We start from the raw sequence: 24949 nt of genomic DNA, 5'->3' as shown, positions 1-24949 counted from the left end.
AATCAGTGGAGAAGTGTGAAGCGGGGTGCAAATTTAACTTTTTTGCCGCATCAGCGGGGCGGGAACCGGCGGGATAACCGGAGTTATCCCGCCGGGTGTCAGGCTCAGACGGCGGGACGCGCCACCACGCTGCGCGTTTCCATCCGCACCTCAGCGATAGTGACATCAATCACGTCCGTCACCCGATAAACTACTTCACCTTTGATCTGCACGCTGCCATTTTCCTGGCTGCACACCAGCTCATCACGCACCGCGTGAATGAACGGTGCCGGAATAAAGGCGACCGCGCCAGACTCCAGCAGGCGGACACGCATACCGCCGCGTGAGACATCGATGATCTCGGCGCTGAAGCGACGATCGGTGGCGGCAAACGGGGCCAGATAACGGGCGTAAAGCCAGTCACCGACGTCACGCTCCGCCATGCGGTTCAGGCGACGACGCTCACTCATGGTCACCGTCAGCGCACTGTCAGGACGGTCAATCTGCTCGCCGCGAATGATCGCCTTCAGCAGACGATGGTTGATCATGTCGCCAAACTTACGAATCGGTGAGGTCCAGGTGGCGTACGCCTCCAGACCGAGGCCAAAGTGCGGGCCGGGCTCGGTGCTGATCTCAGCGAAGGTCTGGAAACGGCGGATGCGGCTATCAAGGAACTGGGTCGGCTGCGCATCGAGTTCACGACGCAGCACCCGGAATCCCTCCAGGGTGGTGATCGCCTGGGCGTCAGCGGTGATACCGTGATTCGCCAGGACCGCGACCGCCTGTTCCGCGTTGGTGGCATCGAAACCGGCATGCACGTTGTAGATACCAAAGCCGAGGCGATCGCGCAGCACTTTCGCCGCACAGATGTTAGCCAGGATCATCGACTCTTCCACGATGCGGTTCGCGATACGACGCGGTTCCGCCACGATCTCCAGCACTTCACCTTTTTCACCCAGCAGGAAGCGGTAGTCGGGACGATCTTTAAACACCAGCGCATGGGTCTGACGCCACTCGCTGCGCGCCAGGCAGAGGCGATGCAGCAGACGGATTTGACCGGCAATCGCTTCGCTCTGCGGCTGCCATGTGCCGCTGTTTTCCAGCCAGTCAGAGACGTCGTCATAAGCCAGTTTCGCTTTCGACTCGATCCAGGCGGCAAAGAACTGCACGTCATCAGACGGGGTGCCGTCTGCCGCCACGGTCACGCGGCAGGCGAGTGCCGGGCGGCGCACATTCGGACGCAGCGAACAGACATCGTCAGAGAGCTGACGCGGCAGCATCGGAATGTTAAAGCCCGGCAGATAGTTGGTAAACGCCCGTTGCGCCGCCAGCTTATCCAGCTCGCTGCCTTCCGCCACGTAAGCGGTAGGATCGGCGATAGCGATGGTCAGACGCAGCGCGCCATCATCCTGCTCTTCAATATAGAGCGCGTCATCCATATCTTCGGTGCTGGCACTGTCGATGGTGACAAAATCGAGCGCGGTCAAATCTTCACGCGCCAGGTTTTCATCCAGCATCTCGCCAAAGCTGACATCAGGCGCTTCACGCTCAAGGTTATGGCGCGACAGCGTCACCCACCAGGGAGCGAGGTGATCGTCAGCTTTCACTATAAAATCGGTCAGTTCGGCATAAAAGCCGCGATCGCCTTTCAGCGGATGGCGACGCATCTCCGCGACCGCCCAGTCGCCATGCTCAAACTCATGGCTCAGACCGCGCACCGGACGGCACGGGATCGCCTCTTTCAGCAGCGGATGATCCGGCACAATCGACAGACGATCGTCTTTCTTCTGCACCCGGCCAACAAAGCGGCTCAGGAAGGGCTCAACCAGGGTTTCCGGCTCAGCGCTTTCACGATCTTTTTCGCTATGGATGACGGCGACGATACGATCGCCATGCATCACTTTCTTCATCTGGGGGGGCGAAATGAAGTAGCTTTTTTGCGCATCGACTTCCAGAAAGCCGAAGCCTTTTTCGGTGCCTTTGACAACGCCTTCAGCACGAGGCGTTTGTGAATGGAGCTTCTCTTTCAGCTGCGCGAGCAGCGGGTTATCCTGGAACATAATTTTTACGTTTCGTGGCCTGATTGCGGCTGACAGTTTTACGCGAATCGACGCCGCGCGGCAAGGCAAAAAGCCGGACGAACCGGCTTTTTAGGGGAGGGTGACGCGCGATCAGGCGATGCGTTGATCGGCCAGCGCTGACGACAGCTCCAGCTTCACCGGCACCGATTTTGAAGTCGGTGTCCCGCTGCCATCACCGAAGCTGTTTAACGGCACCAGCGGATTGGTTTCCGGGTAGTAAGCCGCCAGATTGCCGCGGGGAATATTGTAGGGCACCAGCTTAAAGCCGCTGACGCGACGGGTTATGCCATCGTTCCACAGCGTTTCGATGTCGACGTTCTGGCCTTCGGTAAAGCCCAGCGCCGCCATATCATCCGGGTTGATGAACACCACTTCACGCTGACCAAACACGCCGCGATAACGGTCATCAAGGCCGTAAATCGTGGTGTTGTACTGATCGTGTGAACGCAGGGTCTGCAAGGTAAAGGGCACATCCTGATCAAGATTCGGGAACAGCGTGGTCGGCAGCGCGGCGGCGCTGAACTCCGCTTTCTGGCTCGGCGTGTTAAAGCGCAGCTCAGCGGCGGCGTTACCCAGATAGAAACCACCCGGAATATCGCATTTCGCATTGAAGTCAGCGAAGCCCGGAATGGTGGCGGCAATATGGTCACGGATCAGGTTGTAATCAGCCGCCAGCTCGCGCCATTTCACCTTCTCATCGCCCAGCACCGCATCGGCGATGCCGGCGACAATCGCGGTTTCAGAGCGCTGCGTCTCTGCCAGCGGAATGCCGATCCCCTCGGAGGCGTGCACCATGCTGAAGGAGTCTTCCACGGTGATGAACTGGTTGCCGGTTGCCTGAAGATCGCGCTCGGTGCGGCCCAGGGTCGGCAGAATCAGCCCTTCATGGCCAGGCACCAGGTGGCTGCGGTTGAGTTTAGTGCTGATGTGCACCGTCAGACCACAGCGCGACAGCGCCTCTTCGGTGCGCGGTGAGTCAGGCGCGGCCGCCGCCAGGTTACCCCCCAGCGCGATCAGCACTTTCACTTCATCGCGCAGCATGGCGTTCAGTGCTTCAACGGTGTTGTGGCCCGGCGCACGCGGTGGCTCGAAATCGAAATGCTTGCCCAGCGCATCGAGGAAAGGCTTCGCCGGCTTCTCATCAATCCCCATGGTGCGGTTGCCCTGCACGTTACTGTGACCGCGCACCGGGCAGAGTCCCGCGCCTTTTTTACCCAGCTGACCAAACAGCAGTTGCAGGTTGGTGATCTCCCGCACCGTATCGACCGAGTGCTTGTGCTGGGTGATCCCCATCGCCCAGGTGCAGATCACCCGATCGGCGCTCTGGTAGATCGCGGCCGCTTCCCGGATTTGTGCCTGGGTCAGGCCCGACTGCGCCACAATCTGCATCCAGTCGGTGTTATCCACCGCCTCAATATAGGCCTCAATGCCATTGGTTTTGGCATTGATAAAGGTCTGATCAAACAGGCCGCTTTCTCCCGCCGCCAGCCGCGCGCGATGGGTCTCCAGCAGCGATTTCACCATGCCACGCACCGCCGCCATATCCCCGCCGAGATTAGGCTGGTAGTAGGAGGAGCTGATGTTGCCGGCTTTCGAAGTCACTACTTCCAGCGGTTTTTGTGGATCGGCGAAGCGCTCCAGACCGCGTTCACGCAGGGTGTTGAAAGTGACGATTTTCGCGCCGTGATCGGCGGCGTGGCGCAGGCTGTGCAGCATACGCGGGTGGTTGGTGCCAGGGTTCTGACCAAAGACAAAAATCGCGTCGGCATGGTCAAAATCATCCAGCCGGATGGTGCCTTTACCGACGCCGATACTGCGCTTCAGCCCGGTGCCGCTCGCTTCATGACACATGTTGGAGCAGTCAGGGAAGTTATTGGTGCCCATCAAGCGACCAAACAGCTGATAGAGCCAGGAGGCTTCATTGCTGGCGCGACCGGAGGTGTAAAGCTCCATCTGATCGGGGTGATCCATCGCCTTGATGTGCTGCGCGATCAGCGCAAACGCATCGTCCCAGCTGATCGGTTCATAGTGATCGGTGGCGGCGTTATAGCGCAGCGGGTGGGTCAGACGCCCCTGGTATTCCAGGAAGTAATCACTCTGGGTATAAAGGGTGGTTACGCTGTGTTTAGCGAAAAAGTCTGTATCGACCATCCGGCGCGTCGCTTCCCAGGTGACCGCTTTGGCCCCGTTTTCGCAGAAGCTGAAGGTACTTTTATTGTCATCACCCCAGGCGCAACCGGGACAGTCAAAACCGCGCGCTTTATTCATGCGCATCAGGTTGCGCATATTTTTCAGGGCCGCTTTGCTGTCAAGAACGAAACGAGTGGTGGCTTCCAGTGAGCCCCAGCCGCCCGCAGCCGCGCGGTAGGGTTTAATTTGGCGTTTAAATTTCATATTGAGTGCAGGCTTTTTATAGTAGGCATTATTGTAGATTGTTTGTTATCAGGTTATAGCCTGATGGTGAAGCGAAGTGTGCAGTTAACACCAGACCTTGTCTAATTGATTGACTTAATGGTGCGATAGCTGCGGTTTATCGCACATCGGCCAGAAATGTGATGCTGTTCAAATTTTACCCGCCTTTAACCTGCTGATAACGGGAGTTCTCGTCATAACGGGCTAATACTTGCTGTTCACTACTCAAAGGGCGCAACACCATGAAACAGCTGACCAGCCAGATCCATGCGTTTGGCAAAGCGCTGATGATGCCAATCTCCGTGATTGCCGCCGCCGGGATCTTTCTCGGACTGGCGGCGGCGATGCAGAACCCGGCGGTAACCGGCGAGGCGTTTGTCCAGATGCAGCTGCCTCAGTTGATCATCGGTTTTATCCGCAAGGTCGCGGGCGCGCTGTTCGCCAACCTGCCGCTGTTCTTCGCCGCCGCCAGCGCCATCGGACTGGCCAAAGCGGAAAAGCCTACCGCCGCCTTTGCCGCGGTCATCGGCTATATCGTGATGAATGTCGGCATCAGCGCCACGCTGGCCGCCAAAGGGATTACCGCCGTCACCACCACGCCCGCCGCCCTGCAACAGGCGGGGCTTGATCAGACCAGCGCGATGATGACCTCGGCGGAATATATCAACATGCTGGGCATCTTCACCTATAACATGAGCGTGCTGGGCGGCGTCATCGCCGGGCTGATCACGGTGGTGCTGCACAATCGCTTTTACACTCAGCAACTGCCAACGGCGATCAGCTTTTTTGGCGGACGGCGTTTTGTGCCGATTGTCACCGTGGTCTGCCTGCCGCTGGTGGGGATCGCGCTGGCGCTGATCTGGCCGACGATTGGCGCGGGCATCGCCTGGATTGGCGACATGATCGGAAAGAGCGGTCAGTATGGAGCTTTCCTGCTCGGGACTTTTGAACGCATCCTGATCCCGACCGGTCTGCACCATATCCTTAACGAAACCGTGCGCTTCACGCCGATTGGCGGCATGGCGGTGGTCGATGGCCAGACCATCGTCGGCGCGCTGAATATTTTCAACACCTCGCTGACCCATCCGGGATCGATCCCCGACGAGACGCTGCGCACCGCCACCCAGTTTCTGGCGCAGGGTAAAATTCCGGTGATGATGTTTGGCCTGCCGGCGGCGGCACTGGCGATCTACCACACCGCGCGCCCCGAGCATAAGCAGCGGGTTAAAGCGCTGGTACTGGCTGGAGCGCTCACCTCTTTTACCACCGGCATCACTGAACCGCTGGAGTTCTGTTTTATCTTCGTCTCACCGGTGCTCTATCTGCTGCATGCTTTCCTTACCGGTCTCTCCTTTATGCTGATGTCGATGCTGCACCTGATGATCGGCAACGTGCAGGGCGGGGTGATCGATCTGGTGGTGTTCGGCATGCTGGGCGGCGCGAAAACCCACTGGTGGTGGACGCTGGCGCTGGGGGTGATCTACGCGCCGATTTACTACTACGCCTTCCGGCTGGTGATTACCCGGATGAACGTTGAGACGCCGGGCCGGGAATCTGAGGAGGAGAAACCGCAGCAGGTCGCGGCGGATGAACGCACCCAGGTGATCATCAGCGGGCTGGGCGGGCAGGCCAATATCGAGGATGTCGATTGCTGCTTTACCCGGCTGCGCGTGCGGGTGAAGGAGATGAACCAGGTGGTGGATCAGACGCTGATGAGCACCGGTGCCAATGGCGTCAATCGCGTCAGCGAGCACGATATTCAGGTGATCTATGGCCCGCAGGTGGAGAAAATCGCCAATGAAGTGAAAATGGCGCTGGGCGTCGCCTGAGAGCCCGCGAGCCGTCGGGTTAACGCCTTAACAGGCTGCGCCCGCCTGGCGGTAATACCCTGTTAACCCTGTCGTTTCAGAGGCTTGCCGTCTCGCTTAATGTAACTAAAAAAAGCCTGACCCTAATGGGCGCAAATTTTTAGCCGATATAGCTAACAATCCATTAACTTTTCGGAACGTTGTTATGTCGTTAAAAAAATCTTCGCTGATTATTTTCTCCTTTCTGCTGGCGCTGTTCCTCACCAGCGTGGCCATCAGTACCTGGCTGCTTATCCAGAGCAATCACTCCCTGAATGCGGTTAACAAAGAGATCAGGGTGGTGCTGTCGGTGATTGACCCGATCAACCACAGCCGCACCCTGCGTGTCAGGCTGATGGAGTATATGAAAGCGATCGAAGGCAGTGATGCCACGAACCCCGCCACGCTGGATGGCGTGCGCACCGTGGCCGGTAAAGCGGATGCCGCTTTCCAGGCTTACCTGAATGCACCGCGTCTGCCGGGCGAAGAGGCAGAGGCAGACGCCTACCGTCAGGCTTACCTGGCCTATCGTCAGCAGGGGTTGCAGCCGCTGATTGAGGCGGCAGAGGCTCACGATCAGGTGCGTTTCAAAAACCAGATTGCCACCGTCGTCCGCCTTGACCGTCAGTATGAAATCATTCTGGATCGGGTGCTGGCGCAACATGAAGCCTATGCCAAATCGCTTAACAGCGATGCTCAGCGCCACTTCACGTCGGGGCTTACGCTGCTGGTGCTGTTCGGGGTGCTGTTCTTCGCCATCATTGTGGCCATCTATCTCTTTATGAAGCGCTATGTGCTTTCACCGCTGAATCATGCGCAGGAGCACTGCAAGCTGATCGCGGCGGGCGTGCTGGACAGCACGGTGCCGGTTAAAGCTGGCTCGCGCAGTGAAATCCAGCTGCTGATGGGCTCGCTGGAGCAGATGCGTAGCGCGCTGACCAGCATCATCCTTCAGGTGCGTGACTCAACCCGCTCGGTCTCCACCGCCTCACAGGAGATTGCGGCGGGCAATATCGATCTCGCCTCGCGTACCGAGCAGCAGGCGGCGGCGCTGACCGAGACCGCGGCCAGCATGGAGCAGCTGGGGGCGACGGTAAAACAGAACACCGAAAATGTGTTTGAAGCCTGCCGTCTGACCAGCGAAGCGGTGAAAAACGCCGAAACGGGAGAGAAGGTTTCTCAGGAGGTGGTGGTTTCCATGGGGCTGATTAATGCCAGCTCGAAGAAGATTGAGGAGATCACCACGGTCATCGACAGCATCGCCTTCCAGACCAATATTCTGGCACTGAACGCGGCGGTGGAAGCGGCCAGAGCGGGCGAGCAGGGCCGCGGTTTTGCGGTGGTGGCGGGCGAAGTGCGTAATCTGGCACAGCGCAGTGCGGTCGCGGCCAAAGAGATTGAGGGATTGATTGCGGAGTCGGTGGCGATTATCCAGGCCGGTTCCGGTCAGGTCAGCCGCACCGGTGAGGCGATGAACGCGATAATTTCGTCGGTGAGTCGCGTCAATCAGCTGATGGAGCATATCTCAACCGCTTCTGATGAGCAGAGTCGCGGCATTGGTCAGATTGAACAGGCGGTAACCGAGATGGACAGCGTCACCCAGCAGAACTCGGCGCTGGTGCAGGAGTCTGCGGCGGCCTCCGCCTCGCTGGAGGAGCAGGTGCAGTACCTGACGCATTCGGTCTCAACCTTCCGACTGGCCAGCAGCTAGTGAAAGTCTCCCGCCCTGAGTGGTTTTCAGGGCGGGCATAATGAATCAGCACAGCTAATGTTGACACAAGTCGCGCCGATGACCGGCTGGCCAGTGCCCTGACAGCGGTTATTGATGAAAAACATCTTGTTAACATGAAGGGTCTTTTCTGAGGGGCGCAGAAAAGTGAAAAAAAACTGGAAAACAGTAAATAATTGAGACTATTCTTGTAGCCCTTCTTATGGAACTAGTTACAGGCGAGCGAGGGTTGCATGAATTTTTCAATGCCAAAGATTAAGGGAATGGCTCACAATTTATGTGCTAACAGTCGTAGATCGGGTGTGTTTTATTTTGAGCTTGATAAGGAAGTTGATGCGCGTTGGGAAAACCTATTTAGTGATTATATTTCAGCTTACAAGCCAGCCATCTTCTCGCTGTTCAGTCCTGCCATTGTGAAGCGCAGGTATATCCGGGTACATGCCGAGCAAGAAGGTGTGATGGGCATTGAGAATGTCCTCATCAGTCTTCAGGCGATGGTCAGTTACGCAAATTCTCGTTATAAACGGGTTGACCCCCAGGCAAAGGCGACTGAAAGCTTATCATCTCAGGATGAAATCAGGCGACTCCGTAGCAGACTGGCAGGGCTTAACTATTAGTAAGCTGAAACGCCGCCTTCGGGCGGTTTTTTGCATTGATCAATAACTGAAAAAAGTTATGGCCGTTATTTGGGACGAAATAATCAGCAGAAAGTAGGACAGGGAATAGACCGAATCTGAAATGATTTTTTACTCGCCGTCACTGAAACAGGCTGCGTTTACCTCATTTATCAATATGGCGTAAGACGCATAGTCATATCCTCTATCGCTTGCAGCTTTCCTTGACACCCTATCCAATGGTCAGTAGTTTTTCCTGCTCTCGCGCAAGACTTTGAACTAATGACTGGATTGACATAAATCACAACTTTCATTTGATGCGAAGTTTGGATGTTATACACATCTGTAAGTTTTAATTTGATGATTTAAATGATTTTTCCTGATCAATTTCATTGAGCTAAGCCTTATTGGAGCATATCAGATTGCCGGATACATGAGCTTGCAGAGGAGTCTGCGCGTTTAGCCAGATTAAATATTGATAAAGGTTGGTAACCATCTGGTGAATTTTATTTTTCGCAGATGGAGATATCATCAGATTTTATTTTCCTGCAAGAAGGCTGGAGAGGTATTTTATAGGGCGATAAGTTTCATTAACGATATGGGGCGTCAGAAGAAAAAAAAGAAAAGCACGGTGAGCCGACGGCTTGCTTCAGCACCTTGTCGCGGGGGTATAATCAGCGGATTCTAGGGCTTTTGACAGAAGAAGTGGCAGCAATGCTAATCAGCACAGAGAGTGCCCGCACCAATAGCGCCGATACCCGGCTGGCCTGTACCCTGGCGGCGGCGGCGGGCGCACTGAATACCGCAGCGTTTGAAATCGTAGGGTTTTTCTCGGCCAACATGACCGGGAATGTCTCATCCCTTTCCGATCACCTGGCGAAAGCCAATCTGAGTGGCGGGCTATTTTTTCTGTCGATTGTCAGCCTGTTTATCGCGGGCTCAACCTTCTCAACGCTGATGATCAACTCAGGACGTCGCAGAAACAGTCGCACGGTCTATGCGTTCATCATTCTGGCGGAGGGCAGCGCCCTGATTGTGCTCGGCGTGATTGAAAACCACTTTCCGCCGCTCTCACCTGGCGTGGCGCTGGTCATGAGCCTGAGCTTTTTGATGGGTTTGCAGAATGCGGTTGTCACCCGTCTCTCCAACGCCAGAGTCCGTACCACCCACATCTCCGGCACCGCCACCGATATTGGCATTGAACTGGCGATGTTGTATGAAGTGCTGTGGCGCAAAACATCGCCGAAGGATGCTCCGCTTTATCTGGAGCGGTTGCGGCTTCACAGCCTGACGCTGGTATCCTTCCTGGCGGGTGGGGTAGCTGGCATCTGGCTCTATAAACTGCTGGGCTATAGTTTCCTGCTGCCGGTGGGGTTTGGCTTAATCTGCCTGGCGCTGAACGCGATAGTGAGCAAGCGGCATTAAGCCCGCATCAGCGACGACGCAGCCGGAGCAAATGAGCGCGGGCGTTAAACGCGCCAGACCTGCCGGGCGGATCGGCCACTGAAGTGAAGGATTAGCAACAATTCCTTTCACCTCCTGAAATCCGCCTGTGAAACAAAGCGGGTGGGGCAGCCAGAAATCGCCGCGCGGGGCGATTAGTTGAGTCGCATCAGGCTGGCCGGACCCTGGCCTTGGTGGGATGCCCATCACGCCCATCATCATGAGTGTGGTCAGGATCAGGTTCAATAATAACGATATAATCTTCACCTTTTCCATCGCGCGTTAACGTCACCAAATCTCCGGCGCGAGGTTTAGTCTCAAAGTCATGTTCCTCTTCAACGCCAGTGTCTTCAAAAATTACACTGATTTTCATTTTCCGTCCTCATTCTGATACCTGCGTGATTATTTCAGGATTTTCTGCTGACACTTACTTAGAGAATATTAGACCATCCTGAAAATACCTTCTCAGTTGATTAAATTGATTCATTTCGACAGGCCATCTCCACAGAGCAATCAAGGGTGCGTTTGCAGGGCCTGCATTGGTCTTTCTGTTGGCCCGGCAAATTCTTTCTGGTCGATATTCTCCACTATCTGATCTGTTATCTGAGGTCGGTGTTTTATCAACACCCTGAGAGAGATTTAATTAAACATCGTTGCGGAGGTTCAGGCTGACACCAGGTACAGAGTAACCCGCAGAATAAGTTTTTATCTTTGACATGCCGCTGCTGAATGTCAGGGGTTACGGAAAGAATACTTCCCCGTGGTCTGGTCGGCGTTTAACCCGATTACCCCCGATAAAAGGTTCACAGCTGCAAATAAGCAAACCAGGAATTTTCTTAAAAAGAAACCAGTAAAGCTGTACAGTAATTTAATATTTCGTACAGATATTATTCTGAAGCCGTTGCAAGTAATAGAGAAAAGTTCCTTTTTAAGCGAAGCGGAAGGTTTTTTTATTGTTTTTATCCTGCTGCAATCCCTTGTTTATATTTGTGATAACCCGCGAATGGTACCACGCTTAATAACTCAGTGATGTTCAGAAAGGGTAAGTGAGGAAAAAAAACATGGCTAATCATCGAGGTGGTGCAGGTAATTTTGCGGAAAATCCGCAACGTGCTGCGGAAGCGGGACGTAAGGGCGGACAGGTAAGCAGTGGAAATTTCAAGAATAACCCAGAGAGAGCCGTTGATGCCGGTCGGAAAGGTGGCTCAGTCAGTCGACGGGGGAAAGGGCAGGAAGAGAGAGTGTGAATCCCCAGACAAACATGAATATGAATGCTGAAGAGATGAAGTCAGGAATGCTCTGTACGATATTTTAAACCGTTCGCGCTTCCTTTCTTTTCAACTTTATTTTCTGACTTTCTTGCCGCGAATCCAACTTCAACGGTTGTCTCTTATTGCCGGTCCGCTGAATAAATTATCGCGTGTGCAATTACCCCATGAGACTGAGCAGTTTGTGTCTGACATCAATCTCTTCCATGACATTCAGGAGTGCATAATGCCAAAGAATAAAACTTTCCAGACACTGCTGGCGCTATCGGTCAGTGTCGCGCTGTTCAGTACTGTCAGCGTTCAGGCCCAGACTCAGACCAGCACCCCGCAGGGCGGTAATGCAGCGGAGACCGTAGTGAAGGGCAAGCTCAGCGCTGGCGACGAAAAAGCGCTAAAAGATATGGCGCAGGCCAATATCAATGAAATTGCCGCCGCCAAAATTGCGCTAAATAAAGCACAAAGCGCTGAAGTCAAAACTTTTGCCCAGAAAATGGTCGACGACCATGGTAGCGCCCTGAATAAAGTACAGATGGTTGCTCAGCAAAAAGGGGTTTCGTTACCCACGGAGCCGGACGCTAAACACAAGGCGATGGCCGATAAACTGGAAAAACAGAGCGGCGGTGCTTTTGACAAACTGTATATGGAAAACGCCGGCGTCAAAGATCATAAAATGGTGCTCTCTACCCTTAAGAGTGACGCGATGAAGATAAAGGACGCCGATGTGAAAGCGCTGGCAGAGGCCCATACCCCGGTGGTTGAACAGCATCTGAAATCCGCCCAGCACATGTCAATGTAACCGGACTTGCCGGTTATCGCTCTCTGGCTTCAGACGCATGTCGCGGGCTTCGCGTTGGCCGACATGAAGAGGAGCCAGAACCCCCGGCTCCTCTATTCACGACAGGGATCACGCTTAACCCGCCCCGTTTTCCCGGTAACAGGCAGCAAAAATCAGTGCCGCACCCATCAATTAATCCTGAATAGGTTATTTTCAAAACCCGATATTTAACCGGATCAGCACCATCTGATCCTGGGTGCGTGCCGCGTCAAGCCCGAGCGTAGCCTGATAAGCAATACCGGGTGTGATGCTATTCGGCAGCATAAAATCGATGCCGGTGCCTATCGTCACGCTTTGACGGCTCTGCTCAGTCAGGGGTATCCGCCAGGTGTCATTACCGGTGTCGGCATACCCTACCCGGGCTTCACCGCTGTCGCTGAGCATCTGTGAATACTCCAGACGACTTTGCAGGCGCAGCGCACCCCAGCGGGCCGGAACGGTGTGTTCACCCCGCAGACCTGCGCTGGTGATCACCTGAGAGAATGCCTGGGGCGCATAGGCCAGGCTGAAAGCACCGGCATGGGTTTCGCTGTAGCCATCAAACCAGGTCCGGTAATACTGCAAACGCCCATAAGGCGAAATCAGCGTGTCCGGTGAGCGGAACTCATAACCGGACGTCAGAGCGCTAAATACCTGACGTCCTGAGCGGCTGCCACGTGCCACTCCACCGCTGTCGCTGACGCTACGCCGGCTGTCGAAGTTCATCAGGCCGTGTCCCAGCAGGCCATCGACGAAGAAAGCGCCTGGATGATAGCTGCCATACAGGGCAGAACTGAAGGCCCGTCCGTTGGTCCGGGAGTGACTGTTACCCACGTCGCTAACATCACGTCCGAAACCTATGCCCATGCCTGCGGTAAACGCCGGGGTAAACCGGTAATCGGCACCGGTGGTCACGCCCACCGTGGTGTGGCTGAAGCGTATGCCACTCTCTTTATCACTGCCAAAGTCAACGTAACCGCCCGTCCAGTAAGAGAGCCGCTTAGCCTGCTGCTGGGTGGAAAGGGGAAGCGACGGGGAGAGCGCCTGATCTCTGCTGCTGTCGGTCAGGGAGCGCTGATGTTCCCAGGCGGTAGCCCACATCTTCTGGTCAGCATCCTGTTCAGGCCGGCCTGACGGCATAGTGAAGCGAATCCCGCGCAGGTCAGAAGGGAGATCAGCTCCGCTATGTAACTGTTCGAGGCGGTCGCTGAAGTTGCGAAGCTGTGCGCGGGCAAAATTTTGTGCGGCCTGATACTGAGCACTTACGATCCCGATAACGTCGGCATCCCGGGCAGGATTGGGGCGTTCCGCGATGGTGAGTATCACCCTGGCCGGCTGGGTAGCCCCGGCAGGTCCGGTAAGCACGTAGCGAAGCGCCACCGTTCCACTGGCCTGCGCCGCCGCAGTAAACAGCAGCTGGTAGTCGGCACCGGAAGCATTTACCGTAGCTGTACCTACGCTGCGATCAGGCTGATCGAGAAGTTGCGCACCGCTGAACGGGCCGCCTGTCGCACCGCTGTTAAGCGTGATGGTCACTGACTGCCCCGCGGTGAGTGAGGCGCTGTGGTCAGTGGCGACTGCCGTTGCAGGCGTTATCTTCAGGCTGTAACCGGTCTGCAAGGTTTTTCCAGCCGCATCCGTCACCAGAATAGTGAAGGCGCTGTTACCGCTGCTCTGAGGCGTGCCACTGAGCTGGCCGCTGGCAAAGGTCAGACCGGCGGGAAGTGTCCCGTTCAACTGCCACTGGTAAGGCGCTGTCCCCCCATTCACGCTGAACCCCTGGGCGTACACTTTTCCGGCCATCCCCTCAGGCAGTGCGCCGCTTTCAGGCTGCATCATCAGTGCTGCCTGCGGCGCGGCATTGACAGTCAGCGCGTAGCTTACCGTACCGCTGGCGCCACGACTGTCAGAGGCTGTGACCTGAAAAGAGTAGCTGCCTGCTGCGGTCGGTGAACCCGTCAACAGACCTGTCGCCGCGTTCAGCGTGATTCCCGCTGGCAGGGCCGTGGCGCTGAAGGAGTAGGGCGAGGTTCCGCCAGTTGCGCTGACCGTCTGGCTCCAGCTACTGCCCACCGTTGCCGCAGAGAGCGCGCCACTGGCAGGCAGAACAGTCAGCAGCACCGGCGTGACGGTAAGTGACACTCTGGCTCGGGCTGAGCTGCCACTGGCGTTGGTGGCGAAGTAAGTAAAGCTGTCGCTGCCGTCGTAGCCTGGGGCGGGGGTGTATGAAACGGCCGTGCCATTGACGGTGACACTGCCGTGAGCCGGCAGATCCACGATGCTCAACGCTGTAACCGTACCGCCGGAAAGGCTGAGCGTAAGCAGATTGCCGCGGCTGTTTGCCGCCACCGTGGCCAGGCTGTCGCTGGCCACGGGTGAGGCGGCGCTGACGTTGAGTGTATAAGCTGCGCTGCCGTTGCCACCCAGCGCGTCAGTTGCGGTGACCTGAAAGGGGTAATCGCCCGCCGTAGTGGCGGTTCCTGACAGCGTACCCGTTGATGAATTCAGCGTAAGACCGGGCGGAAGGGCCGTACTGCTCCAGGTGTAAGGGGCGGTGCCACCGGACGCGGACAGCGTCTGTGACCAGACGTTGCCAGCAGTAGCGGCTGGCAGTGCGCCTGCTGCCGGTATAATCGAGAGCACAGGAGCACTGACGGTAATCGACACGGTAGCATCCGCTGACGTCCCGCCACTGTTTGCCGCATGCCAGACAAAACTGTCACTGCCGGAATAGCCCGCCACCGGGGTGTAGCTCAGCGAGGTTCCGCTCACGGAGGCGCTACCGTGCGCTGGTGGCGTTACCAGGGTAACTGAGGATGCGGTGCCGCCGCTGAGGGCCAGCGCAATGATATTGCTGGCGCTGTTTGCCGCCACGACTGAGCTGCTGTTGGCTGCTGAGGGCGGCGCTTCTGGGCGAATGACGCTAATGCTGTATGAACGGGTGGTACCGTCCCCGGCCGCCACCAAAACGGAAATGCTGTTGTTGCCTGTGGCCAGCGGAAGGGTTGCGGAGGCGCCCGAACTCACTGCCGAGCCGTTGATCTTTACCGTGGCATGACTTTCATTAACCACCGCGGTAACTCCCACCGAAGTCTCGCTGCTGGCCACCGACGCGCTGTAGCTGCTGGTGGCGGGACTGAACGACGGCGACAGCGTGCCTGACGAAAGAGAGAGGGCTGACAGGGTGGCATCACTGGATGATGAAGCGGCGCTGGTACAGTCAAACACCAGATTGCTTATCTGACCATGCGATGTTGTGGCACGCACTGCAATGCCATTAGCTTCCAGACTCCCCGCGGGCACGGTAATTGAGACGCTATGCGGCGTATTACTCGTTGAGTTAGTCGCGTTATAAGTCTGGGCATTACTCAAATCATAACGGGCCAGGCTCAGGCTATCCGTATTCATGGGCGGGGCACCAGTCCCTGCGCCGCTGTCGGTGAAGCTCAGCGTCAGTGCGTCACCGGGGGCAAAATCAGAGGCGGGATACCTGTTGCCGCTAAACGACAGTGATGCAGAGCCGGATAAGTTATTGATCACTGCACAACCGGCAGACAGCGCAAATGCCCGTGTCGCTGAAGCTGTCAGCAGCATGACGCAAATCAGGCTTGCAGTAACCTGCCTGCAAGAAACACTCCACCCCATATTCCACCCGGAAGTCAGTTAAGTAAAATTTAATTAGTCTGCAAATCAGCAGGTTATGATTTCGTAAAGACGTGATAAGGGCAGCAGAGGGGGGACCGCATCCTGCCCCAATGTCTGGCTGTAAAGCCTCTCCCGTATTAACATTTGTAACATCGGCAGCGCAGGCCAAAACTCAAATATTTCAGGTGTAAAAACAATAGTGTCAGGCGGGAGCGTGCTTTCGGAACAGAACGTTATGATTAACGCCCTGGTCAGCTGAGGAAGGGAAGCGTCTGGCGGGCAGTTGCGGCGGCCCGCTTTTTGCGTCCGCTGGTTTGAAGCACAGTGACATTAAGCATAAGATGATTCTGACTCTGGGTTAAACGGGTGTTGAATTCTAGTTAATACAGCGATGAGTCTGTAAAAATTTACCCGGCCAAAATATTAATCCGTAAGCGACTGATGGTAAAAGAAAATCGACATAAAACAATTGATCTACCTCTGCAACCTGGAGCGTGAACGCCATTTTGGCCGTGCCGCGGAAGCCAGTTTTGTCACACAGCCGACCCTCTCGATGCGCCTGAAAAATCTGGAGCGCGAACTGGGATTACCGCTGATTAACCGCAGTAATAACTTTGCCGGATTTACCCCAGAGGGCGATCGCGTGCTGGCCTGGGCGCGGGAGATTGTCTCGGTCTATCAGGGGCTGAAACTGGAAGTTGAGTCGCTGAAACATGGGGTTAATGGCACGCTGCGGGTTGGTGTGGTGCCACAGTGCAGCGTGGCGCTGCCGCTGCTGCTCAAAGCGGTGCAGGCGCGCTATCCTCAGCTCGATTATCGCATCGCGGTGCTCAGCGCCGACCAGCTGCTGGAAGCGCTTAACAGTCATACGGTGGATGTCGGCATCGGTTTTTTTGAGATGGCGACCCTGCGGGAACTCCATTTCCAGACCGCTTTGCTGGCCGATCGTGGCGTGGAGGCGATTTTTCATCCTCAGCACTTTCCGCAGCTGGTGGCGGATGAACCGCTGGACCTCACCACGCTGGCACAACAGCCGCTCTGCCTGGCAGAACCGACGCGCTATTTTCGCCGCTATCTCGATATGGCTTTCCGCGAAGCGGGGCTGGTGCCGCGCGTGATTGTTGAAAGCGCGTCGGTGATGCAGCTGATGCAGTGCGCACAGGTTGGATTAGGGCTGCTGGTGTCGCCGGTCGGTCATCTGCTGCCCGCTTCACTCCACGGGCTGCATCAGCGGACGATTACGCTGCCGCCGATGGCGCGCGAGGCGGCGCTGGTGATTGCCGAACCTGGCCGCGCCACGCCGCTGGCGCAGCACTTCTTCGACGAAGCACGCGGTCAGCTACCGGTTTAGTCCGGCTTAGGCGGCTTCGCCCAGCGCATAAAACAGACGGCTGGTCCAGTTACCCATCGCCACTGACTGGATCAGCGCGAACAATGTTCCGGCCTCCCAGCCTGATTCCGTCAGCGGTTGCAGGTGGGCGGCGCTGAAGCGCTCAGGTGAGCGGGTCAGCTGTGCCGCCAGCGCAATAATCTGTTGCTCTTCACGACCGGCTCCAGCGCCATCAACGCCCTCGATGATGATCTCATGCCCGGCCAGCAGCCGGAAGGCCCAGCGGCTGCCAAGAATACGGGCGGCCGTCGCTTCTGCCAGACTATTTGCCGCTGTGAGCTGCTGACGCAGTGCGGTCCAGCCGCTTAAAGCCACCGGATCGTGCGCCAGCAGCCACACCGGCTCCTGCATTCCCGCCAGCGGCTGGCAATGGGTGATCGCGGCAAGCTGGTCCGCGCTGGCATAGCGTAACTCCAGCGGTTTAATGACCGGCTGCCAGCGGGGAGGACGATCAAAGCCGGTTGCCTGCGCGTCAGGCGGGGCCTGGGTGCCGGGCAGCCAGCGTACCGGCTGCGCCTGAAGCGCCTGAAGTCCGGCCACCACTCGCGCCTGATAGCTGACAAAACCAATCAGCTGATTGAGCGTCACGATGTCCGGCTCGGTCAGACCCACTGCATCCAGCGCGGTAATGGCGCTGGCGGTGATCAGCTCAGGCTGCATCGCCAGCTGGCGCGCATACTGGGTAATCTGGGTCAGGCGATTGTTGCTTTCGCGCGAGGAGTCGGGACCGGGCAGCGGATTGAGCCGGGCAGAGTAGTGATTACATAAACGCTGAACGCCCGCCACCTGCGCCACGGTCAGCGCTGTGCTGAGGCGATCGTAGAGGGTCAGGGTGTGGGTCAGCGAGGGAGTCAGACTATCGGGAAACAGCCGCTGCGCCAGATCGCGCGCCGCCTGTAAAGCGGGCTGGTGAGCATGCAGCAGCGAGGCGAGCGCTTCATCATCACAGGGGCAACCCAGCAGAAAGCGATCGTCAATATGGGCGGCTTCGGGGACCAGCGGCGCGGCCTGGAGAGTACGTGGACTGGTCTGGCTCTCGTAAAACCAGTGGTTATGGCCCGGATAGCGGCGTTGTTCCATGATCAATCCTTTTGCAAATTCGGGTTCGGCATGCAGGCGGCAGAATCTGAAAATGTGCATAAACCGAAGGGCAGGCTTATCGTCGCTGAAGGCCGGTCCGGGGCAAAAGATTGATCGGTGATAATTAATAGCGTTACGGTATAACGGCAGGAAAATCAGGCAGCAAGCGTGAGGCGGGGTAAAAGAGAAGGGCGAGCCAGGCTCGCCCTTGCAGAACTTATTTCAGTTCCAGTTCGTTCATTGCGGCGATGCTGAAGCCGCCATCAACGTGTACCACTTCACCGGTGATGCCGCCCGCCAGGTCAGAGCAGAGGAAAGCGGCTGAATTGCCGACATCTTCGATGGTTACGGTACGACGAATCGGCGTAACCGCTTCGCAATGTGCCAGCATCTTACGGAAATCTTTGATGCCTGATGCCGCCAGGGTACGGATTGGACCGGCTGACACGGCGTTCACACGCACACCTTCCGGGCCCATGGCGTTTGCCATGTAACGCACGTTGGCTTCCAGCGACGCTTTCGCCAGGCCCATCACGTTGTAGTTCGGGATCGCGCGCTCTGCACCCAGGTAAGAGAGGGTCAGCAGGGCGGAGTGGGGATTCAGCATCTCGCGGCACTCTTTAGCCATCGCAACGAAGCTGTAGGCACTGATGTCATGCGCGATTTTAAAGCCTTCGCGGGTAACGGCGTTCACGTAGTCGCCATCCAGCTGGTCGCCAGGGGCGAAACCGATTGAGTGAACGAAACCGTCAAATTTCGGCCAGGTTTTTGCCAGTTCAGTGAACAGAGATTTGATGCTCTCATCTTCAGCTACGTCACATGGCAGCACGATGTCAGAACCCAAATCTTTAGCAAACTCTTCCACACGACCTTTTAATTTGTCGTTCTGGTAGGTGAAAGCCAGTTCTGCGCCCTGTTTGTGCATCGCCTGCGCAATACCGTAGGCGATGGAAAGTTTACTGGCAACGCCAGTAATCAGAATGCGCTTACCGGAAAGAAAACCCATAGCTGTAATCCTTATGGTCATTGTAGTTGGCGGTCGCATTGGTTAAAAAGTAGGCGACCGACGTTAATCGACGTGCGGATTCTAGCACGTCTCTCATAAATCAGGTAAATCGGCCGGTAATTTCCGCGACCGGCAGCAAAAATCAGAGATCGCGCCGCCAGGCTTCGGCGGTTAACGCCTCGCCGAAGTGGCTGCTGATCAACCGGCGGGTCAGGTCGTGCAGCGGGGAGGCCAGCACGTCAGCGGTGCCGCCGCGCTCAACCACTTCCCCCTGATGCATCACCAGCACCTGATCGCTGATGTGCTTCATCATGCCGAGGTGCTGCGTGACGTAGATGTAAGAGATGCCCTGTTTCTCCTGCAACTCCAGCATCAGATTCACCAGCTGGGAACGCATGGTCATATCCAGCGAAGCCAGGGCCTCATCCGCCACAATCACTTTCGGTTGCAGAATTAACGCGCGCGCCAGCCCCAGACGCTGCTTCTGTCCGGGGGCCAGCATATGCGGATAGTAACCGGCGTGATCGCGCAGTAATCCCACCTGGCGCAGCGTGGCGATAATGCGTTTTTCGCGATCTTCCGCATTCAGATCGGTGTTCAGCCGCAGCGGAAACTCCAGGATCTGGCTGATGCGCTGACGCGGATTGAGTGAGGTCGAGGGGTCCTGAAAGATCATGCGGATGCGCTGGCTGCGATAGCCATAATCGCCGAAGGTCAGCGGGTGTTCGTCAATCAGGATTTCACCTTCGCTCGGAGCCACCATGCCGCTGAGCATCTTCGCCAGCGTTGACTTGCCGGAGCCGTTTTCGCCAATGATTGCCAGCGTCTGCTTTTCACGCAGGGTGAAACTCACCGACTTCACCGCCTCAACGTGCTGCCGCCGGAACAGGCCGGTGCGGTAGCGAAAGGTCTTACTCAGGTTACGCACTTCCAGTAAGGTTTCCATGCTACTGACTCTCCATATTCAGCGGGAAATGGCAGGCATACAGATGCGTTTTACTTCCGGCGAGCCGCGGCGTTTCGATGCATTTGCGCTGGGCGTAGGGGCAGCGTGGCCCCAGCCGGCAGCCAATCGGCAGGCTCTCCAGCGACGGAATCGCGCCTGACAGCGTGTTGAGCCGGCTTTTGTGCGGCAGCGCGCGGCCAAAATCGGGCATTGCCCGGATCAGCGCCTGGGTATAGGGATGATGCGGCGTGCTCATCAGATCCTCGCTCTGCGCCGTCTCCACCGTTTGACCGCAATACATCACGTTGATGCGATTCGCCCACTGACTCAGGGTGCGCAGATCGTGGCTGATCAACAGAATCGTGGTGTTGTTATTCTGGTTGAGACGGCTCAGCAGGCGGTATATCTGCGCCTGGGTGGTCGGCTCCATCGCATTGGTCGGTTCATCCGCAATCAGCAGACGCGGCTGATTAGCCAGCGCAATGGCGATCATCACCTTCTGGCATTCCCCTTCGGTCAGCTCATAGGGAAAGCTGCGCATAATATCTTTGTGATCTTTAATGCCGACGCGATGCAGCAGTTCGATGGCGCGGGTTTTGCGCCAGAACCAGAAGCGTTTCAGCCATGGACCTTTAAAGGTCCAGCGCGGGATCACCTGCATCAGCTGACGGCCAATGCTCTCAGAGGGATCGAGACAGGATTGTGGCTCCTGAAAAATCATCGAGACGTTATGGCCGATGATCCGGCGGCGCTCACGCGGCGACAGGCGCAGCAGATCAACATCATCAAACACCATGCGGTCAGCGGTGACGCGCCAGTTATCATTGGTCACGCCGCAGATGGCCTTCGCCACCAGGCTTTTGCCGGAGCCGGACTCACCCACCAGACCGCGAATTTCGCCTTCGCTCAGCGTCAGGTTCACGCGGTCGACCGCTTTGACCGGCCCATCAGCCGTCATAAATTCAATGGTCAGATTACGAATATCAAGTAACGGCATCTATTCCACTCCCGCTTCGACGGCGCGACGGATGCCGTCACCGAGCAGGTTAACAATTAATACGCTGACCATCAGGGCCACACCGGGCAGCATCACGGTCCAGGGCGCGACATAGATCAGCTCCAGCGAATCCCCCAGCATCGCGCCCCATTCCGGTGACGGCAGCTGCGCGCCGAGGTCGAGAAAGCCGAGGGCGGCAATATCGAGGATCGCCATCGACAGCGCGCGGGTAATCTCGGTGATCAGCAACGGCAGAATGTTGGGCAAAATCGCATAGCGCAGGATGTTGCGGTTTCTGGCACCGTCGAGACGCGCCGCCACCACATACTCTTTTTCCAGCTCATCGTGCACGGCGCTGTAGATCTCGCGCACCAGCCGTGGCATCAGCGCCAGCCAGACCGCCAGCAGCGCATGTTCCAGCCGCGGGCCGAGAAACGCCACCACGATAATCGCCAGCAGCAGCGAGGGAATAGAGAGCAGGGTGTCGAGCACGTGGTTCATGATCGCTGAGCGCACGCCGTGCGTCATGCCCGCCAGCACGCCCAGCAGCAGCGCGCCCAGCGTGGCGAACAGCGTCACCAGAATCGCCGACCCTACCGTCGGGCCAGCTCCGCTCAGCAGACGGCTCAACACATCGCGGCCCAGATCGTCGGTGCCGAGAAAGAAAGAGACATCGCCATAACGCGACCAGGAAGGTGGCAGCAGCTGATAGCCCAGAAACTGCTGATCGATGCCGTAAGGTGCAATCAGACCGCCGAACAGACAGAGCAGTAACAGCGCGCCAAAACCATACAGCCCGACCATCGACATCGGGTTGCCATAGAAGTGATGCCAGCTCTGACGAAAGGCGCTGGGCAGGCGTTTTTCGGCGTAGATATTATCTAAGGGCATACCATTCCTTATGTTTCAGCGGATTCATCGCCGCGCCAATAATTTCGGAGATGACATTCACCAGGATCACCAGCCCGCCAATCACCATCACACCGGCGGAGATCGCCGCATAGTCCTGCTGGCGAATCGCATTGATTAGCCAGCGGCCCAGACCTGGCCAGTTAAACACCATCTCGGTGATCATCGCCAGCGTCAGCATGGTGGAAAATTGCAGGCCGAGGCGCGGGATCACCGGCGGCAGGGCGTTATGCAGCACGTGGCGGCGGATCACCGTGAAGCGCGAAAGACCGCGGGTGGCGGCCGCTTTGACATAATTTTTGTCCATCACCTCGCTGGTGCTGTTACGCAGCAGGCGGATCACTTCGGTGGTCGGGGCCATAGCCAGCACCAGCACCGGTAAAATCAGATGGGTCAGGGCGCTGATAATCATCTCATGCCGCCAGGGAGAGGGGCTCAGCCACGCATCAATCAGCGCGAAGCCGGAGATATTCTGCACCGGATAGAGCAGATCGTGACGACCGGAGACTGGCAGCCAGCCGAGGGTCAGCGAAAAGAACAGGGTAAACAGCAGCGCCAGCCAGAAGATCGGGGCGGAGAAGCCAACCAGCGCCAGCGCACGGATGGTTTTATCCTGCCACTTATTGCGCATGACCCCGGCGCAGATCCCCAGTGGCACCCCCACCAGCAGCGCAAACAGGAAAGCCAGAATGCACAGCTCCATGGTGGCGGGAAACACTTCACGTAATTGCAACCCGATCTCCTGACCATTGGTGCTGGAGACGCCGAAATCGAACTGCAACATGCCTTTGAACCAGAACCACCAGGCGTCGGAGAGCGCTGCGCCCTCCAGCGGTGCGTTAGGGGTGAAGTAGCTCAGGCTGAAGCTGACCAGCGACAGCAGAAACAGGGTAATGAGCAGCAGCAGCAGGCGACGCAGAATATAGATGATCATTTTTTGCCCTCATCAGCTTCACGGTAGACCCCGGCAAAGGAGGCGTTACCAAACGGACTCAGCACCAGCCCTTTAATATCGTGACGAAACGCCTGGAGCCGCAGCGAGGAAGCCAGCGGCAGCACCGGCAACTCCTGCGCCAGAATCTGCTGCGCTTTGTCATAGCTGTCGATGCGGCCAGAGAGCTGCTGCGACAGCAGGGCATTTTGCAGCGTGGCGTCAAAGGCGGGCGAACACCAGTGCGCGTAGTTGGTCTGAGAGCGAATCGCCGCGCAGCTGAGTAGCGGACGGAAGAAACTGTCGGGATCGTTACTGTCGGTGGCCCAGCCAGTGAGGGTCAGATCGTGATTCATCGCCATCAGTTGCGCCTCCTGAAAACGTCCCTCAACCGGCACTATCGTCAGCTTCACGCCAACCTGCGCCAGGTCGGCCTGCAACAGCTCTGCGGTTTTCAGCGGACTAGGGTTCCACGACTGCGAGGCGGCGGGCACCACCAGCCGCAGATGCAGATCGGTTAATCCCAGGGCGGCCAGGGCCGCGCGGGACTTATCCGGGTCGTAACTGGTGACGCGCGCTTCATTGTCATAAGCCCAGGAGGCGCGCGGTAATATTGAGGCGGCGGTTTCGGCGGTGCCGTAATAGATCGACTCCATCAGCCGTTCATTGTTGATCGCCAGCGCCAGTGCGTGCCGCACTTCGGGCCGGTCAAGCGGTGGCTTGCGGGTATTAAAGGCCAGATAGGCGATATTCATGCCGGGGCGCAGCGTCATCCGCAGACGCGGGTCGTCGCGCAGGATGCTGAGCTGGCTGGCCGCCGGATAAGCCAGCACGTCGCACTCCCCGGTCAGCAGTTTGGAGAGCCGCCCGGTGCCGCCTGAACCGAGATCGATCACCGCCTGTTGCAGACGCGGCACCCCTTTCCAGTAGCGGGGATTGCGCGCCAGCCGGATATACTGGCCGGTGCGATATTCGCTGAGCTGATAGGGGCCGGTGCCGACCGGCTGACGATCCAGCTCCTCCTGATGGCCCTGTGCGGTGAGCTGATCGGCATACTCTCGGGAGAGTATCGGCGCATAGTGGGTCGCCATGTGCCACAGGAAGGAGGCGTCCGGGCTGTTGAGGCGGAACTCGACCGTCCGGTTGTCGATCTTCTTCACGCTCTGCACGGAATCGGCGAATTGCAGGCTATCAAAATAGGGATAGTTGCCGCCGTTGACGTTATGCCAGGGATGATTGCGGTCAAACATCCGGGCAAAGCTGAACACCACGTCATCGGCATTCAGCGGCCGGGTAGGGCGGAACTGATTGGTCTGCTGAAACTGCACACCACTGCGCAGATGAAAACGGTAAGTCGCGCCGTTGTCCCGCACCTCCCAGCTGGATGCCAGGTCGGGCTTGAGACGATAGGTGTAGGGATCCACATCCAGCAGGCGGTCATAGAGCTGCGCCGCCAGCGTATCGACAATCAGGCCGCTGCTGGCCATCTGCGGATTAAAGGTATTCAGCGTGCCGCTGACGCAATAGACAAAGCCTGTCTGGCGAATATCACTGGCAGGCGCCGACCATGCAGGCAGACTCAACACGCTGAAGCTGAACAACAGCGAACTTAGTAGTTTTGACATATAACTCAACGATTTTGAGGCATTCCCCAGAGTGTATCGCAAAGCGGGCGTTGTCCCAAAACCTGCAACCGCTGCCAGCCTGATTTTCCTCATGGCCATCGTAAAAAAAGCGCACTAACGCTGTGGTAATGAGAAAAATTCTCAACTACCTCTTTACAGATGATAATAAGAATGATTATTATTCATCTGCGCCTCAACGGTGGCTCTGCCGGAGAAGTGCACGACATTGCTCA

At 57.1% G+C, this 24949-nt stretch carries 18 protein-coding genes; 7 read left to right on the top strand and 11 right to left on the bottom strand.

From position 1 onward, the window contains the following. Positions 1-104: 104 nt before the first annotated feature. Both ACCW71_RS06325 and ACCW71_RS06320 read right to left on the bottom strand, forming a co-directional pair. Entirely contained in the window at positions 105-2039 is a 1935-nt protein-coding gene (locus ACCW71_RS06325; RefSeq protein WP_436370262.1) for an exoribonuclease II, read from the bottom strand. A gap of 111 nt (positions 2040-2150) precedes the next feature. Then, positions 2151-4454 (bottom strand): FdhF/YdeP family oxidoreductase, encoded by a 2304-nt coding sequence (locus ACCW71_RS06320; RefSeq protein WP_436370260.1) that lies wholly within the window; start codon positions 4452-4454, stop codon positions 2151-2153. A 260-nt stretch (positions 4455-4714) separates the two neighbouring features. On the opposite strand from ACCW71_RS06320, the gene ACCW71_RS06315 reads away from it, so the two are divergent. The 4 genes from ACCW71_RS06315 to ACCW71_RS06300 all read left to right on the top strand — a co-directional run bounded on the left by ACCW71_RS06315 (position 4715) and on the right by ACCW71_RS06300 (position 10087). Next, positions 4715-6301, top strand: a complete 1587-nt coding sequence (locus ACCW71_RS06315) for a PTS transporter subunit EIIC (RefSeq protein ID WP_436370259.1) — start codon at positions 4715-4717, stop codon at positions 6299-6301. A 184-nt stretch (positions 6302-6485) separates the two neighbouring features. Continuing rightward, a complete protein-coding gene (locus ACCW71_RS06310) occupies positions 6486-8030 on the top strand; it encodes a methyl-accepting chemotaxis protein (RefSeq protein ID WP_436370257.1) in 1545 nt (514 codons plus the stop codon). A gap of 263 nt (positions 8031-8293) precedes the next feature. Then, positions 8294-8665, top strand: a complete 372-nt coding sequence (locus ACCW71_RS06305; protein WP_436370256.1) for a hypothetical protein — start codon at positions 8294-8296, stop codon at positions 8663-8665. A gap of 711 nt (positions 8666-9376) precedes the next feature. Further along, on the top strand, positions 9377-10087 hold the full coding sequence (locus ACCW71_RS06300) for a YoaK family protein (RefSeq protein ID WP_436370255.1): 711 nt from the start codon (positions 9377-9379) through the stop codon (positions 10085-10087). 187 nt (positions 10088-10274) lie between these two features. Here ACCW71_RS06300 and ACCW71_RS06295 read toward each other — a convergent pair whose 3' ends face one another. Next, on the bottom strand, positions 10275-10478 hold the full coding sequence (locus ACCW71_RS06295; protein ID WP_436370254.1) for a hypothetical protein: 204 nt from the start codon (positions 10476-10478) through the stop codon (positions 10275-10277). A gap of 688 nt (positions 10479-11166) precedes the next feature. Between ACCW71_RS06295 and ACCW71_RS06290 the strand changes: the two genes are divergently transcribed. Together ACCW71_RS06290 and ACCW71_RS06285 are read left to right on the top strand one after the other, a co-directional pair. Further along, on the top strand, positions 11167-11352 hold the full coding sequence (locus tag ACCW71_RS06290) for a general stress protein (protein ID WP_436370253.1): 186 nt from the start codon (positions 11167-11169) through the stop codon (positions 11350-11352). 247 nt (positions 11353-11599) lie between these two features. Continuing rightward, a complete protein-coding gene (locus ACCW71_RS06285; RefSeq protein ID WP_436370535.1) occupies positions 11600-12169 on the top strand; it encodes a DUF4142 domain-containing protein in 570 nt (189 codons plus the stop codon). 192 nt (positions 12170-12361) lie between these two features. Here ACCW71_RS06285 and ACCW71_RS06280 read toward each other — a convergent pair whose 3' ends face one another. Continuing rightward, a complete protein-coding gene (locus ACCW71_RS06280; RefSeq protein ID WP_436370252.1) occupies positions 12362-15595 on the bottom strand; it encodes an autotransporter domain-containing protein in 3234 nt (1077 codons plus the stop codon). Positions 15596-16286: 691 nt separating this feature from the next. Here ACCW71_RS06280 and ACCW71_RS06275 point away from each other — a divergent pair. Then, positions 16287-17183 (top strand): LysR family transcriptional regulator, encoded by an 897-nt coding sequence (locus ACCW71_RS06275; RefSeq protein ID WP_436370534.1) that lies wholly within the window; start codon positions 16287-16289, stop codon positions 17181-17183. Between the two features lie 6 nt (positions 17184-17189). Here ACCW71_RS06275 and ACCW71_RS06270 read toward each other — a convergent pair whose 3' ends face one another. The 7 genes from ACCW71_RS06270 to sapA all read right to left on the bottom strand — a co-directional run bounded on the left by ACCW71_RS06270 (position 17190) and on the right by sapA (position 24716). After that, the gene (locus ACCW71_RS06270; RefSeq protein WP_436370251.1) at positions 17190-18302 is read right to left on the bottom strand and encodes a CMD domain-containing protein; all 1113 of its coding nucleotides are present in this window, start codon (positions 18300-18302) and stop codon (positions 17190-17192) included. A gap of 217 nt (positions 18303-18519) precedes the next feature. Next, positions 18520-19308, bottom strand: coding sequence for an enoyl-ACP reductase FabI (fabI, locus tag ACCW71_RS06265; RefSeq protein ID WP_436370250.1), 789 nt, complete (start codon positions 19306-19308; stop codon positions 18520-18522). A 142-nt stretch (positions 19309-19450) separates the two neighbouring features. Then, a complete protein-coding gene (sapF, locus tag ACCW71_RS06260) occupies positions 19451-20254 on the bottom strand; it encodes a putrescine export ABC transporter ATP-binding protein SapF (RefSeq protein WP_436370249.1) in 804 nt (267 codons plus the stop codon). A gap of 1 nt (position 20255) precedes the next feature. Continuing rightward, a complete protein-coding gene (gene sapD, locus ACCW71_RS06255) occupies positions 20256-21251 on the bottom strand; it encodes a putrescine export ABC transporter ATP-binding protein SapD (RefSeq protein ID WP_436370247.1) in 996 nt (331 codons plus the stop codon). Beyond that, positions 21252-22142 (bottom strand): putrescine export ABC transporter permease SapC, encoded by an 891-nt coding sequence (gene sapC / locus ACCW71_RS06250; RefSeq protein WP_436370246.1) that lies wholly within the window; start codon positions 22140-22142, stop codon positions 21252-21254. After that, positions 22129-23094 (bottom strand): putrescine export ABC transporter permease SapB, encoded by a 966-nt coding sequence (sapB, locus tag ACCW71_RS06245; RefSeq protein ID WP_436370244.1) that lies wholly within the window; start codon positions 23092-23094, stop codon positions 22129-22131. Before sapB ends, sapC begins: the two co-directional genes overlap by 14 nt. Then, on the bottom strand, positions 23091-24716 hold the full coding sequence (gene sapA / locus ACCW71_RS06240; RefSeq protein WP_436370243.1) for an ABC transporter substrate-binding protein SapA: 1626 nt from the start codon (positions 24714-24716) through the stop codon (positions 23091-23093). The genes sapB and sapA overlap by 4 nt, the downstream gene beginning before the upstream one ends. Positions 24717-24949: the final 233 nt, after the last annotated feature.

Source organism: Pantoea sp. C2G6, assembly GCF_051336815.1.
Classification (GTDB): Bacteria; Pseudomonadota; Gammaproteobacteria; order Enterobacterales; family Enterobacteriaceae; genus Pantoea.
Note: the sequence above shows the minus strand (reverse complement) of the source record. Positions and strands in the feature narration are given on the sequence as shown.

Bases quoted from the DNA above. Each gene is read 5' to 3' on its own strand.
- ACCW71_RS06325 (WP_436370262.1), bottom strand. From the start codon at position 2,039: ATGTTCCAGGATAACCCGCTGCTCGCGCAGCTGAAAGAGAAGCTCCAT.
- ACCW71_RS06320 (WP_436370260.1), bottom strand. From the start codon at position 4,454: ATGAAATTTAAACGCCAAATTAAACCCTACCGCGCGGCTGCGGGCGGC.
- ACCW71_RS06315 (WP_436370259.1), top strand. From the start codon at position 4,715: ATGAAACAGCTGACCAGCCAGATCCATGCGTTTGGCAAAGCGCTGATG.
- ACCW71_RS06310 (WP_436370257.1), top strand. From the start codon at position 6,486: ATGTCGTTAAAAAAATCTTCGCTGATTATTTTCTCCTTTCTGCTGGCG.
- ACCW71_RS06305 (WP_436370256.1), top strand. From the start codon at position 8,294: ATGCCAAAGATTAAGGGAATGGCTCACAATTTATGTGCTAACAGTCGT.
- ACCW71_RS06300 (WP_436370255.1), top strand. From the start codon at position 9,377: ATGCTAATCAGCACAGAGAGTGCCCGCACCAATAGCGCCGATACCCGG.
- ACCW71_RS06295 (WP_436370254.1), bottom strand. From the start codon at position 10,478: ATGAAAATCAGTGTAATTTTTGAAGACACTGGCGTTGAAGAGGAACAT.
- ACCW71_RS06290 (WP_436370253.1), top strand. From the start codon at position 11,167: ATGGCTAATCATCGAGGTGGTGCAGGTAATTTTGCGGAAAATCCGCAA.
- ACCW71_RS06285 (WP_436370535.1), top strand. From the start codon at position 11,600: ATGCCAAAGAATAAAACTTTCCAGACACTGCTGGCGCTATCGGTCAGT.
- ACCW71_RS06280 (WP_436370252.1), bottom strand. From the start codon at position 15,595: ATGAATACGGATAGCCTGAGCCTGGCCCGTTATGATTTGAGTAATGCC.
- ACCW71_RS06270 (WP_436370251.1), bottom strand. From the start codon at position 18,302: ATGGAACAACGCCGCTATCCGGGCCATAACCACTGGTTTTACGAGAGC.
- fabI (WP_436370250.1), bottom strand. From the start codon at position 19,308: ATGGGTTTTCTTTCCGGTAAGCGCATTCTGATTACTGGCGTTGCCAGT.
- sapF (WP_436370249.1), bottom strand. From the start codon at position 20,254: ATGGAAACCTTACTGGAAGTGCGTAACCTGAGTAAGACCTTTCGCTAC.
- sapD (WP_436370247.1), bottom strand. From the start codon at position 21,251: ATGCCGTTACTTGATATTCGTAATCTGACCATTGAATTTATGACGGCT.
- sapC (WP_436370246.1), bottom strand. From the start codon at position 22,142: ATGCCCTTAGATAATATCTACGCCGAAAAACGCCTGCCCAGCGCCTTT.
- sapB (WP_436370244.1), bottom strand. From the start codon at position 23,094: ATGATCATCTATATTCTGCGTCGCCTGCTGCTGCTGCTCATTACCCTG.
- sapA (WP_436370243.1), bottom strand. From the start codon at position 24,716: ATGTCAAAACTACTAAGTTCGCTGTTGTTCAGCTTCAGCGTGTTGAGT.